Below are 12120 nucleotides of genomic sequence, written 5' to 3' on the forward strand. Positions count from 1 at the left end.
ACGACGCAGTGCGTCAACGATCTGCTGCTCGCTGTACTTGCTCTTGCGCATGTGGGCTCTCCTCTGCTCGGCCACCATCATGCCGTCGGTCTCTACTTTTCGCTGGACCTATTTTTGGGGAAGGGGACAGGGGCGGTGGTGCGACGGTCCTTGTGCAGCAGCAGGACGAAACCGAGCACGATCACCAGGGTTGCGGGGAAGAAGCCATAGAGCCAGGGCTGTTGGTCGGGGCGGACGAGTTGCAGTGCGAGGGCGAAGACGATCGTCACCAGCGCGAGCACGAAGCCGTATTGCAGCAGCCGTTGCAGGATGGTCCCGGCCGTGTTGGCGGGTAATGGCGGGATGATCCCGCGCTTGAGCAGCGCGTGACCCGGCCCGAAGAAGAACAGGAGCAGCGCGAACCCGGCCAGTACCAGCGGGTGACGCAGCAGCGGGGCGAGTTGCGAGAAGTGTTCGATCGGCGCGGTCGGGTCGTCCATGAGGCTGGGGCTGTTCCACGGGAACCGGCAATCAAGGATCGCAGCTTACCCCCGCCGGAGTAAAGCACCGGGCACCGCGATTCGGTATCCGCGGGGCGGCCGAGCGACCAGCTTCCAGCGGTCAGAGCCGCCAGCCGCCAGCCGCCAGTAAGGAGGGCTGACGCACATGACCGGCGGTTGACGGGCAAGACGGTCCCTTGCGGTTCAATCCCTGCCGCCTGCCGCCTGCCGCCTGCCGCCTGCCGCCTGCCGCCTGCCGCCTGCCGCCTGCCGCCTGCCGCCTGCCGCCTGCCGCCTGCCGCCTGCCGCCTGCCGCCTGCCGCCTGCCGCCTGGTCGCTGGTCGCTGGTCGCTGGTCGCTGATGGCTGGTGGCTGATCGCTGGAAGCCGATTGCATTCCCCCCTGGCGCCAGCGGTTAGAATGCCCCGCTCGGGTGTCGTTCGATGCCCATCGACGGTGGCGCACGGGACGGCGCGGTTGCTAACGAGGTAGAGGTATGAATGAGCTTTTCACCCGGCACGAGCTGGCCTGCATCCTGTTGCGGGTGCCGGAGACCGGGGATCTGTCGCTCGATCGCTTGATCGCGCAGTCGCGCGCGCTGGACCATCGCTCGCCGATGGAGATGGCGGTGGCGCTGGAGCAGTCGGTGCGGCGCGAGGGTGCGGTGCAGCAGGCGCGGCGCAAGGCGGCGATCGACGACGAGCTGGCCCATCTGCTGCGCGAGCAGCAGCGGGCGCGGGCCGAGGTCGGCGGGGCGGACTAGCGCCGCGCTCAGTAGGGCGGGGCCTTGATCTGGCCGGCGGCGTAGGCGATGCGGTCGAAGTAGGCGGCGCGCTCGTCGGCGTCGGCGTAGTTGTAGAGCTGCTGGGCGTAGTCCGAGAGCAGGTCGATGCTCGGCTGCACCGCCTCGAGGATCTCGTCGGTAGCCGCCTGGTAGACGACCAGCGGCACGGTCTCGCCCTTGAGCTTGCGCGCGGCGGCGTCGAGGGTCAGCGCCTTGAGCGCCGAGGCCTTGAACTTGGCCCCGCGCAGGGTGCTCGGCGAGCCGCTGAAGTCGATCGTCTCGGTGACGATCCAGCGCTCCTTGCGCAGCGCGAAGTCGACATAGAGGTTGCCGTGGCCCTCGATCGGGTACTTGGGCACCACCATGCCGCGGTCGATGTCGTCCTCCTGCTTGGCGAGCAGCTGCAGCACCTCGAACTGCTGGCGGATGACGGTCTCGAGCCGGGTGACGGGCTCGACGCGCTTGTGCTTGAGCGGCGGCTTGACCAGATCGGAGAGGATCGACTGCACCTGCTGCTCGTAGTCCTGGCCCTGTTCGAGATGGAACTCGCCGAGCGCCGAGAGACGGATGCTGCCGAGGTTGGCGAGCACCTGGTGCTGTTGCTCGGGGCGCTCGATGCCCTCGATCAGGGCAGAGAAGTAGGGCGGGTAGTCGCGCAGCATCTGCTCGTCGAACCTGGGGTCGAGCGCACGCACCTTGTGCAGCGAGGGCAGCAGGCGCACGTCGAGTCCCGCGGGGCGGAACACCACCACGCCGATGTTGACGGTCTCGCCGCGGCGGGTGTCGGGGACGACACGGATGACGGCGTACTTGAGACGTTCAGAAGGCATGATCGATCACCGTGGCGACCTGCTCGAGCCGGGCGATGCGCTGGTTGCGCCACCAGTCGTCGAGCTTGACCGCGATGCCGTGCGGCAGCCAGTGCGGCGGCAGGTCGCGACAGCAGCGTTCGAGGGTATCGTTGGGGAGTGAGTAGAGCCGGCCGGTGACGCGCAGCGCGGCGTCGCGATCGAAGCCGTGCAGGCGCATCAGCGCGTGCGCCACCACCAGGGTGTTGCAGGTCGGCGAGAGCATCGGTACCGGCCAGCCGGCCATCAGCAGGGCGCGGCTGAAGTCGGTGGCGACCACCGCGGCGACGCTGTGGTTGGGGTCGCGCCGCACCAGGAAGTTGCCGAGATGACGGTTCTGGTTGCCGACGAAGAGGTCGAAGGCGAGGATCGCCGAAAGCACCTGGCTCGACACCCCGCCCTTGGTCATCAGCAACACCCGCGCCTCCTGGGTGGCGAGGGTGCCGCCCTCCCAGGGCGAGGCGAAGGCCATGGTGCCGTCGGGCAGTTGCGCGATCTCGCCGCCGAGCACCGGCAGGTCGCAGGCCAGCGCCAGGCGGGTGCAGATCAGCTCGGTGGCGGGGAGCAGCGCGGCGTCGCTGCTGCGCTTGATGGCGTAGGTCAGGCCGTCGATGCCGACGCCGATCGCGCGCAGGTCGTTCTCGCCCAGATCGACGGGGTCGAGACGCACGATTTCCAAGGGCCACAGGCGTCCCTGCATGAGGGGGCTCACTCCTTGCGGGCCAGGGGGTCCGCAATCTGGTTCAGTAGTTCGAGATCGGCCGCGCCCGACCGCCCGCCGTCGAGCACCGTCGCACTGCGCACGGACGCGGCGCGCGCCCGGTGGTGCCTGGGCGGCGCGTCGGCGGTGGACGACGACGGGGAGGGCGGCGTGGTCGCTGCGGGGCCTGCCGGCTCTTCGCCGCTCGGCAGTGATGCGCCACCTAAGGGCTAGCGCCCGGGCGGTGTCGGCACGGGCCGCGAGGTCATCTGCCGCGATGTGCCGCCGCGTGCGACCGGCTCGCGCCGGGTCGGCGACTGCGCGCAGCGCCGCTGGCCAAGCCGGTTGCGCCAACGCATTCGTACAAGCCTACAACCGAAGTTGTCGGACGGCAAACACCGCCGCGCCGGGGCGCCGCCGCCGGGTGTCCGCGGTCGGTCTCGACGTCGCGCTCAGTCGAGCGCCTGGGCGGCCTTGAGATGGCTCTCGCAGCCCTCGCGCTTGAGCGCGTCGGTGCCGGCCTTGTCGACACAGCGTTGATACTCATCGATCAGTCGCAGGCGTTCCTTGGCGACGGTCTCCTGCGCCTTGTAGGCGCGTTTCTGGGCCCGCGCGGCGCCACCGCAGGCAGTGGTCGAGAGCGCGAACAGGGCGACGAGCAGCAGGGTCAGCAGGCGCATGGTCTCGGTGGTCTGGGCAGGTTGGATTTTGGGTCGCGTCAGTCTAGCAAAACCGCCCCGATCTTGTGGGTTGCATGGGGCGAGTGGTTAGCGCTCTCGGCGCTGCCGAGACGGGCTGAGCGCGTTCGTCCGAGCCCGGCGCATGCCGTCATGAGGCTAAGCGGTTGTTTTCATAAGGGCGCGATGTGCGATCGCGTCATGCGCGAAAATAAAGGTTATTGCGTTGCTGCGGTGGCGGGCTAACCTTGTCCCCAGTGAGTGTGCGACTTCCCCGATGCCGGTCTGGCTCGGTCGGTTGCACCCGGCGCCTTGCCCGGCGCCCCCATGCCACCTCGCGCGGAGGATGTTCCATGGTTTCGATGCCGCGCGGCGCCGTGCCGCTCCGGTCTGCCCGTCGCTCGGGGGCGGTGTTGTCGTTGTGTTCGCTGCTGATCCTTGGCTGTGTCCCCGGCGGTGATGCGCCGCCCGCCGCCGAGCCGCCCTCGGTCGGGGTGATCGCCGTCACCGAGGAGCGGGTCAATCCCTATTTCGAGTTCGTCGGCAAGACCCGCGCGGCCGATACCGTGGCGCTGCGCGCGCGGGTGACCGGCTTCCTGCTCGAGCGCGCCTTCCAGGAGGGCGGCCAGGTCGAGACCGATGATCTGCTCTTTCGCATCGAGCCCGAGCAGTATCAGGCAAGCCTCGCCCAGGCCGAGGCGCAGTTGAGCGCCGCCGAGGCCTCGCTCAACCGCGCCCAGGTCGATCTCGCGCGCTATCAGGAGCTGGCCAAGGCCAAGAACGTCAGCCAGCAGAAGGTCGACGAGGCCCAGGCCGAGGTGTTGGTGCAGGAGGCGGCGGTCGAGACCGCCCAGGCCGACATCCAGAAGGCCCAGCTCAACGTCGACTACACCGAGATCCGCGCGCCGATCGCCGGGCGCATCGACCTGGCCGCCTTCGATGTCGGCAACCTGGTCGAACCCGCCTCCGGGGTGCTGGCCACCATCAACCGCATGGACCCGATCAAGGTCGCCTTCTCGATCGCCGAGACCTGGTACCTGGAGCTGGCGCAGGCCGGGGCGCGGGCACGTCAGGGACAGGACCCGGATGAGCTGGCCGCCCCCGGCAAGCAGCATTTCGTGCCGCAGATCCGCCTGCCCGACGGCTCGCTCTATCCCCACGACGGCTGGTTCGACTTCTTCGACAACAAGGTCGACGAGACCACCGGCACGGTGCTGATCCGCGCCCAGTTCCCCAACCCCGACCAGCTGCTGCTGCCCGGGCAGTTCGTCACCGTGGTGATCGAACGGCGCGAGGCGGTCTCGGCGGTGGTGGTGCCGCAGGCGGCGCTGCTCACCGACCAGGGCGGGAGCTATGTGCTGGTGGTCGGCGACGACGACAAGGTCGAGCGCCGCCGGGTCAAGACCGGGCAGCGCTTCGGTACCCGTCAGGTGATCGAGGAGGGGCTCGAGTCCGGCGAGCGCATCGTGCTCTACGGCATCCAGAAGGTGCGCCCGGGTATCCAGGTGCGCCCGGAGACCACCACGCCGCCCGGCGACCCGCTCGCCGCGACCGGGCCGGGTTCGAGCGGCGAGAACGGTGGCGGCGATGGCGACGACGCCGCGCCCGCCGCGCGCGACTGAGCCCATGGGCGAACCGACCGGAGCATTGCGATGACGCTGTCCAAGTTCTTCATCAACCGGCCGAAGTTCGCCTTCGTCATCTCCATCGTGATCTCGCTGGCCGGGGTGCTGGCGCTGCTCGGGCTGCCGGTGGCGCAGTTCCCCGAGATCACCCCGCCGACGGTGAGCGTCAGCACCCAGTACGCCGGGGCCAGCGCCGAGGTCGTCGAGGAGACGGTTGCCGCCCCCATCGAGCAGGAGGTCAACGGCATCGAGGGCATGATCTACATGTCCTCGAAGTCCGACAACGACGGGCGCTACAGCCTCACCGTCACCTTCGAGATCGGCACCGACGCCGACATGGCCCAGGTCAAGGTGCAGAACCGCGTCGCCCAGGCCGAGCCCAAGCTGCCCGAGGAGGTGCGCCGCCAGGGGGTGAAGACCGAGAAGCAGTCGACCAACATGCTGCTGATCGTCAATCTCTACTCGCCCGATCTGAGCCTCGACGCGCTCTATCTCAACAACTACGCCACCATCAACATCAAGGATGCGCTCGGGCGCGTCAACGGGGTCGGCAAGGCCGAGATCCTCGGGGTGATGGATTACGGCATGCGCTTCTGGCTCAAGCCCGATCGCATGACCGCGCTGGGGGTGAGCGTCGCCGATCTCCAGAACGCGGTGGCGACGCAGAACGTGCAGGTGCCGGCCGGTCAGATCGGCGCGCCGCCGGCGCCGGTCGATCAGCAGTTCCAGTACACGGTGACCACCAAGGGGCGGCTGACCGAGCCCGAGGAGTTCGCCGACATCATCATCCGCATGAATCCCGACGGCTCGGCGATCCGCGTCGGCGACGTCGCCCGGGTGGAGCTCGGCGCCCAGGCCTATTCCGCCTCGGGGCGGCTCGACGGGCGCCCCTCGGTGGTGCTCGCCGTCTACCAGACCCCGGACGCCAACGCCCTGGCCACCGCCGCGGCGGTGCGCGCGCAGCTTGCCGAACTCGCCGAGCGCTTCCCCGATGGCATGGAGCAGGCCATCCTCTACGACACCACCAACTTCATCTCGGCCTCGATCGACGAGGTCAAGGTGACGCTCTATCAGGCCGTCGGCCTGGTGGTGCTGGTGGTGTTCCTGTTCCTCGGCGACTGGCGCACCACGCTGATCCCCGGCATCGCCATCCCGGTGTCGCTGATCGGCACCTTCGCGGTGCTCGCGGTGCTCGGCTTCACCCTCAACACCATCGTGCTGTTCGCGCTGATCCTGGCCATCGGCATCGTCGTCGATGATGCCATCATCGTGGTCGAGAACGTGCAGCGGCTGATGGCCGAGGAGGGGCTCGACCAGAAGGCGGCGACGGCCAAGGCGATGGATCAGGTCGGCGGCGCGGTGATCGCCACCACCCTGGTGCTGCTCGCGGTGTTCGTGCCGGTCGGCTTCATGCCCGGGATCACCGGCCAGCTCTACCAGCAGTTCGCGGTGACCATCGCGGTGGCGGTGTCGATCTCCTCGATCAACGCCCTGACCCTGAGCCCGGCGCTGTGCTCGGTGCTGCTGCGCCCGGGGCGCAAGCCGCTGCGCTGGCTCAACTGGTTCGAGCGGCTGTTCGGCCGGCTCACCGCGGGCTATACCGCCGCGGTGAAGATGACGGTGCGCCGCGCCGCGCTGATCTCGTTGCTCTATGTCGGGCTGATCGCCGCCACCGGCTGGCTGTTCACCCACCTGCCCAGCGGCTTCCTGCCCGAAGAGGATCAGGGCTACTTCTTCATCGAGGTGCAGCTCCCCGACGCCGCCTCGCTCACCCGTACCGAGACCGTGCTCGGGCGTGTCGAGCAGCAACTGCTGGAGATCCCCGGGGTGACCAACGTCATCTCGGTGTCCGGCTACTCGATGCTCAACGGCGCCTTCGGTTCCAACAGCGCGCTGGTGATCCCGGTGCTCGCGCCCTGGGACGAGCGCCAGGACACCGGGCTGCGCCTGCCGGCGATCGTCGCCGCCGCCCAGGGCGTGGCCGCGCGCACCATCGATGCCAACGTCATCCCCTTCGTGCCGCCGGCGATCCCCGGCCTTGGCAACTCCGGCGGCTTCTCCTTCGTGCTCCAGGACTACAGCGGCGGCGACCTGCAGGCGTTCGCCGCGGCGATGCGCGGCTTCATCGTCGCAGCCAACAGCCAGCCCGAGATCGGCAGCGCCTTCAGTACCTTCCGCGCCGACGTGCCGATGCTCTTCCTCCAGGTCAATCGCGACAAGGTCGAGACCCTGCAGGTGCCGCTCAACGAGCTGTTCGCCACCCTCCAGGCCCAGCTCGGCTCGGTCTACATCAACGACTTCAACAAGTTCGGCCGCACCTGGCGGGTGATGGCCCAGGCCGAAGGGGAGTTCCGCGACACCCCGAGCGACATCCTCCGTCTGTTCGTGCGCAGCAGCGACGGCGAGATGGTGCCGGTGGCCACCCTGGCCGAGGTCGAGACCATCACCGGGCCGCAGATCATGGCCCGCTACAACCTCTTCCGCTCGGCCGATATCTCCGGCGCGGCCGCCCCCGGCTACAGCTCGGGGCAGGCGATCGCGGCGATGGAGCGCACCGCCGACGAGACCCTGCCGAGCGGCTTCGGCTACGAGTGGACGAGCATGTCCTACCAGGAGATCGAGGCCGCCGGGCAGGCGCCGCTGATCTTCGGTCTGGCGCTGCTGTTCGTCTATCTCTTCCTCGTCGCCCAGTACGAGAGCTGGTCGATCCCGCTGGCGGTGCTGCTGGCGGTACCGGTGGCGGTGTTCGGCGCCCTCGCCACGGTCGGCGCCGCCGGGCTCGACGTCAACCTCTACACCCAGATCGGGCTGGTGATGCTGATCGGGCTGGCGGCGAAGAACGCCATCCTCATCGTCGAGTTCGCCAAGGAGCAGCGCGAGGTCGAGGGGCTGTCGATCTACGATGCCGCGGTCAAGGCCGCGCGGCTGCGCTTTCGCGCGGTGATGATGACCGCGCTCTCCTTCCTCCTCGGCATCCTCCCGCTGGTGTTCGCCTCGGGGGCCGGAGCGGGCTCGCGGGTGGCGCTGGGCACGGCGGTGTTCGGCGGCATGCTCGCCGCCACCGTGGTCGGTATCCTGCTGATCCCGGTGACCTATTTCGTCATGCAGTCCCTGCGCGAGTGGCTCAAGGGCGCCGGTTGGCGCCGCCGCGCCGATGCCACCCGATAGCCCCACGGCGATGCGCGCGCTGATCGCGCGCATCCGCCGCGAGCTGCCGCTCGACGACCCCGCAGCCCGGGTCTGTCACGGCGCCTGCGCCGGTGGCTGCGCGCCCAAGCTGCTGGAGTTCATCGAGCAACAGCTCGACGACTGGGAGTGGCGCCTGGCCGCCGGTGCCCGCCCGGGGCTTGCCGAGCTCTCGGCGCTCGCGCGCAGCGCCCGCCGGGTGCACGCGGTGCTGGTGCGCGAGGGACTGCTGGCGGCGCCCGCCGAGCCCATCCACGACTGATGCCGGGCGCCGCGCGCGGCGCCAGGAGCGAAAAGCCTCATGTCCGACCCCGCCGACCCGCTGCTGGCGCTGGTGCGCGCCTTCGCCCGCGACTCGCGCCTGGCCATCGCCCCCGAGACCATCGGGCCCGACACCCGGCTCGAGACCGACCTCGGGCTCGACAGCCTCAGCCGCGCCGAGCTCAACGCCCGCATCGAGCAGGGACTCGGGATCGAGCTGCCCGAGCGCGCGCTGCTCGCCGCCACCGTCGCCGAACTGCAGGCGCTGGCGTGCGCGCGCGGCGCGGTGGGGCCGGGGCCGACCCTGCGCCTGGTGCCCGACCCCGACGCCCACGCCGGCACCCCGGCGGAGGCCGAAACCCTGCTCGAGGTGCTCGACTGGCACTGCGCGCGTCAGGGCGAGCGGGTGCACATCCACTGGTACGACGCCGAGGACCGCGTCCACCCGATCCGCTATCGCGAGCTTGCCGAGGGCGCGGCACGGGTGGCCAACCGGCTGCGCGGCGCCGGGGTGCGTCCTGGTGAGACGGTGGCGCTGATGCTGCCGAGCGGGCCGGATTACTTCTTCAGCTTCTTCGGCGTGCTGCGCGCCGGTGCCGTGCCGGTGCCGATCTACCCGCCGGCGCGTCCCCAGCTCATCGAGGATCATCTGCGCCGGCATGCCCGCATCCTCGCCAACGCCGGCTGCGTGGCGATGCTCACCGAGGGCGCGGCGGCGCGGGTCGCGGCGGTGCTGCGGCTGCAGCTGCCGGCGCTCGGCGCGGTGCTCACCCTCGACGGACTCGAGCGCGAGCCGAGCGTGATCGAGGCGCCGGCGGCGACGGCCGACGACCTCGCCTTCCTGCAATACACCTCGGGCAGCACCGGCGCGCCCAAGGGGGTGATGCTCAGCCACGCCGAGCTGCTCGCCAACATCCGCGCCATGGGTGAGGCGGTGGCGATCACCCCCGAGGACCGCTTCGTCAGCTGGCTGCCGCTCTATCACGACATGGGGCTGATCGGCGCCTGGCTCGGCAGCCTCTATTTCGCCATCCCGCTGGTCTCGCTCTCGCCGCTGGCCTTTCTCGCCCGGCCCCGGCGCTGGCTGCAGGCGATCGCCGATCATCGCGCCACCCTCTCGGCGGCGCCCAACTTCGCCTACGAGCTCTGTCTCAGTCGCATCGGCGAGCAGCAGCTCGCCGGACTCGACCTCGGCAGCTGGCGCCGCGCCTTCAACGGCGCCGAGCCGGTGAGCGCCGAGACCCTGGAGCGCTTCGCCGCGCGCTTCGCCCGCTGCGGGCTGCGCGCCGAGACGCTCGCCCCGGTCTATGGGCTGGCCGAGGCGGCGGTGGGGCTGTGCTTCCCGCCGCCGACCCGGGGGCCGAGGATCGACTGCATCGATCGCGAGCGCCTCGCCGAGAGCGGCTATGCGCTGCGCGTCGACTGTGACGACCCCGGCGCGCAGCGCGTGGTCGGCTGCGGTCGGCCGCTGCCGGGGTATCGGCTGCGGGTGGTCGACGCCCGGCGCGTGCCCTTGCCCGAGCGTCACGAGGGGCTGGTGCAGTTCCAGGGGCCCTCGGCGACCCGGGGCTATTACCGCAACCCCGAGGCGAGCGCCGCGCTGATTCATGACGGCTGGCACGAGACCGGCGATCGCGGCTATCTCGCCGACGGCGAGATCCATCTCACCGGCCGGGTCAAGGATCTGATCATCCGCGGCGGGCGCAACCTCTACCCCTACGAGCTGGAGCAGGCCATCGGCGCCCTGCGCGGGGTGCGCCAGGGCTGCGTGGTGGCCTTCGCCGCGCGCGATTCGGGGCAGGGCAGCGAGCGCCTGGTGGTGGTCGCCGAGACCAAGGAGCGCGACCCCGGGCGGCGCGCGCTGCTGCGCCAGCGCATCCTCGCGCGCGCCGGCGAGGTGCTCGGCGCGCCGCCGGACGAGATCGTGCTCGCGCCGCCGCGTGCGGTGCTCAAGACCTCCAGCGGCAAGCTGCGGCGCGGCGACACCCGCGCGCGCTATCTCGCCGGGCGCATCCAGACGACGCCGGCCTCGCCCTGGTGGCAGCTCGCGCGGGTCACCCTCGCCGGGCTGCGGGTGCGCATGCTGGCCGACCTCGGCACGCTGCCGCAGCGGCTCTACGCCGTCCATGTCTGGCTGATGCTGGCGCTGATCGCGCCGCCGTGCTGGCTGGCGGTGGCGCTGCTGCCGGGGCGGGGGCTGCGCTGGGCGGTGGCGCGGCGTGCCGCCGGGTTGCTGCGCCGGCTCGTCGGCGTGCGCCTGGAGGTCGCGGGGCGCGAGCGGCTGCCCCCGCCGGGCGCGTCCTGGGTGCTGGTGGCCAACCACCAGAGCTATGTCGATGCCCTGGTGCTGGCCGAGGCGATCGGCCGTCCGCTGTGCTTCGTCGCCAAACGCGAGCTGGGACGCAACCGGCTCGCCGCCTACTTCCTGCGGCGGCTCGACTGCGTGCTGGTCGATCGCTTCGATGTCCGCGCCGGCGGCGCGGCGCTCGCCGAGCTGCGCGCGCGGCTCGCCGCCGGGTGTCCGCTGGCGCTCTTTCCCGAGGCGACCTTCCGCGTCCGCCCCGGCCTGCTGCCCTTCCGCATGGGCGCCTTCGCGCTGGCCGCCGAGACGGCGGCGCCGCTGGTGCCGGTGGCGCTCGACGGCACCCGCGAGCTGCTCGCCGGCGCCCGCCTTTTCTCACCGCGGCGCGGGCGGGTGAGGGTGTATATTGGGCCGCCGCTGGTCCCCGAGGGCGCCGGTTGGGGCGCCGCGGTGGCGTTGCGCGAGCAGGCGCGACAGTGGATCGAGACGCGGGTGGCGGGCGGTTGAACGACTTCGAGCGTGGAGGGGTGATGCAGAGAGATACCGACCGACGGATGCTCGAGCAGATCGAACAGCAGGCCGATCTCGCGACTGCGCGGGTACTGGAGATCGGTTGCGGCAGTGGCCGGGTCAGCGCGCGCCTGGCCGCGCGTGCCGGTACGCTGGTGGCGCTCGATCCGGTACAGTCGGCGCTGCATGCGGCGCGCGCGCGCCTGCCCGCTCAGGCGCTGGTGGCGGCGAGCGGCGAGCGCCTGCCGTTCGCCCCGGCGCGCTTCGATCTGGTGGTCTTCACCCTGTCGCTGCACCATCATCGCGATCCCGCGCGGGCGCTCGCCGAGGCGTCGCGGGTGCTGGCCCCGGGCGGGCGGGTGCTGGTGATCGAGCCCGACGAGAGCGGGCGGCTCGAGCGGGTGTTCGCCCAACTCGTCGACGAGGGTGCCGAGGTCGCCGCGGCGCAGCGCGCGGTGGCGCGCTGTCCGTTGCGCCTCGCCTACGACGCCGGGTTCAGTGGCTGCTGGCGCTTCGAGGATCGCAGCGAGCTGATCGGCTCGGTGTTCGATCATTATGCGCTGCCCGAGGACCCGACGGCGGTGGCGCGCATCGATGCGCTGCTCGGCCCCGATGGCGCCGCGCGTCCGATCCTGCTCGAAGACCGCATGCGGCTGCAGACGCTGCTGCCGGGCTGAGCGCGCGCTCGCACGGGCATGCTCTCCGGGGTCCTCGACCGGACCCCGATCCATTGAACCGATGCTCGACC

Annotated in this window: 10 protein-coding genes; 6 read left to right on the forward strand and 4 right to left on the reverse strand. The window is 70.8% G+C overall.

From position 1 onward, the window contains the following. Nucleotides 1-92: 92 nt before the first annotated feature. On the reverse strand, nucleotides 93-479 hold the full coding sequence (locus tag EBL85_RS08050; RefSeq protein WP_123142628.1) for a hypothetical protein: 387 nt from the start codon (nucleotides 477-479) through the stop codon (nucleotides 93-95). 496 nt (nucleotides 480-975) lie between these two features. Here EBL85_RS08050 and EBL85_RS08060 point away from each other — a divergent pair, with 496 nt between their 5' ends. Beyond that, nucleotides 976-1242 (forward strand): hypothetical protein, encoded by a 267-nt coding sequence (locus tag EBL85_RS08060; RefSeq protein ID WP_062273843.1) that lies wholly within the window; start codon nucleotides 976-978, stop codon nucleotides 1240-1242. A gap of 8 nt (nucleotides 1243-1250) precedes the next feature. On the opposite strand, the gene EBL85_RS08065 is transcribed toward EBL85_RS08060, so the two are convergent. From EBL85_RS08065 to EBL85_RS08075, 3 genes are all read right to left on the reverse strand, one after another. Beyond that, entirely contained in the window at nucleotides 1251-2093 is an 843-nt protein-coding gene (locus tag EBL85_RS08065; RefSeq protein WP_123141499.1) for a DUF3037 domain-containing protein, read from the reverse strand. Beyond that, nucleotides 2083-2811, reverse strand: a complete 729-nt coding sequence (locus EBL85_RS08070) for a hypothetical protein (protein WP_123141500.1) — start codon at nucleotides 2809-2811, stop codon at nucleotides 2083-2085. The genes EBL85_RS08065 and EBL85_RS08070 overlap by 11 nt, the downstream gene beginning before the upstream one ends. Before the next feature lie 452 nt (nucleotides 2812-3263). After that, nucleotides 3264-3491, reverse strand: coding sequence for a hypothetical protein (locus EBL85_RS08075; protein ID WP_123141501.1), 228 nt, complete (start codon nucleotides 3489-3491; stop codon nucleotides 3264-3266). Nucleotides 3492-3841: 350 nt separating this feature from the next. Here EBL85_RS08075 and EBL85_RS08080 point away from each other — a divergent pair, with 350 nt between their 5' ends. From EBL85_RS08080 to EBL85_RS08100, 5 genes are read left to right on the forward strand one after another with little or no spacing between them, the layout of a single operon-like run. Then, entirely contained in the window at nucleotides 3842-5110 is a 1269-nt protein-coding gene (locus tag EBL85_RS08080) for an efflux RND transporter periplasmic adaptor subunit (protein WP_223806096.1), read from the forward strand. A 30-nt stretch (nucleotides 5111-5140) separates the two neighbouring features. After that, nucleotides 5141-8281 (forward strand): efflux RND transporter permease subunit, encoded by a 3141-nt coding sequence (locus EBL85_RS08085; RefSeq protein ID WP_123142631.1) that lies wholly within the window; start codon nucleotides 5141-5143, stop codon nucleotides 8279-8281. A gap of 10 nt (nucleotides 8282-8291) precedes the next feature. Continuing rightward, on the forward strand, nucleotides 8292-8561 hold the full coding sequence (locus EBL85_RS08090) for a hypothetical protein (protein WP_223806097.1): 270 nt from the start codon (nucleotides 8292-8294) through the stop codon (nucleotides 8559-8561). A gap of 39 nt (nucleotides 8562-8600) precedes the next feature. After that, nucleotides 8601-11369, forward strand: coding sequence for an AMP-binding protein (locus tag EBL85_RS08095; RefSeq protein WP_123142632.1), 2769 nt, complete (start codon nucleotides 8601-8603; stop codon nucleotides 11367-11369). Between the two features lie 23 nt (nucleotides 11370-11392). Then, a complete protein-coding gene (locus EBL85_RS08100; protein ID WP_148040525.1) occupies nucleotides 11393-12049 on the forward strand; it encodes a class I SAM-dependent methyltransferase in 657 nt (218 codons plus the stop codon). The last annotated feature ends 71 nt before the right edge of the window (nucleotides 12050-12120 follow it).

Source organism: Marichromatium sp. AB32 (assembly GCF_003718675.1).
Taxonomy (GTDB): Bacteria; Pseudomonadota; Gammaproteobacteria; order Chromatiales; family Chromatiaceae; genus Marichromatium; species Marichromatium gracile.

Coding starts and splice junctions, on each gene's coding strand:
- EBL85_RS08050 (WP_123142628.1), bottom strand. CDS start 479: ATGGACGACCCGACCGCGCCGATCGAACACTTCTCGCAACTCGCCCCG.
- EBL85_RS08090 (WP_223806097.1), top strand. CDS start 8,292: ATGCGCGCGCTGATCGCGCGCATCCGCCGCGAGCTGCCGCTCGACGAC.
- EBL85_RS08080 (WP_223806096.1), top strand. CDS start 3,842: ATGGTTTCGATGCCGCGCGGCGCCGTGCCGCTCCGGTCTGCCCGTCGC.
- EBL85_RS08085 (WP_123142631.1), top strand. CDS start 5,141: ATGACGCTGTCCAAGTTCTTCATCAACCGGCCGAAGTTCGCCTTCGTC.
- EBL85_RS08095 (WP_123142632.1), top strand. CDS start 8,601: ATGTCCGACCCCGCCGACCCGCTGCTGGCGCTGGTGCGCGCCTTCGCC.
- EBL85_RS08065 (WP_123141499.1), bottom strand. CDS start 2,093: ATGCCTTCTGAACGTCTCAAGTACGCCGTCATCCGTGTCGTCCCCGAC.
- EBL85_RS08070 (WP_123141500.1), bottom strand. CDS start 2,811: ATGCAGGGACGCCTGTGGCCCTTGGAAATCGTGCGTCTCGACCCCGTC.
- EBL85_RS08100 (WP_148040525.1), top strand. CDS start 11,393: ATGCAGAGAGATACCGACCGACGGATGCTCGAGCAGATCGAACAGCAG.
- EBL85_RS08075 (WP_123141501.1), bottom strand. CDS start 3,491: ATGCGCCTGCTGACCCTGCTGCTCGTCGCCCTGTTCGCGCTCTCGACC.
- EBL85_RS08060 (WP_062273843.1), top strand. CDS start 976: ATGAATGAGCTTTTCACCCGGCACGAGCTGGCCTGCATCCTGTTGCGG.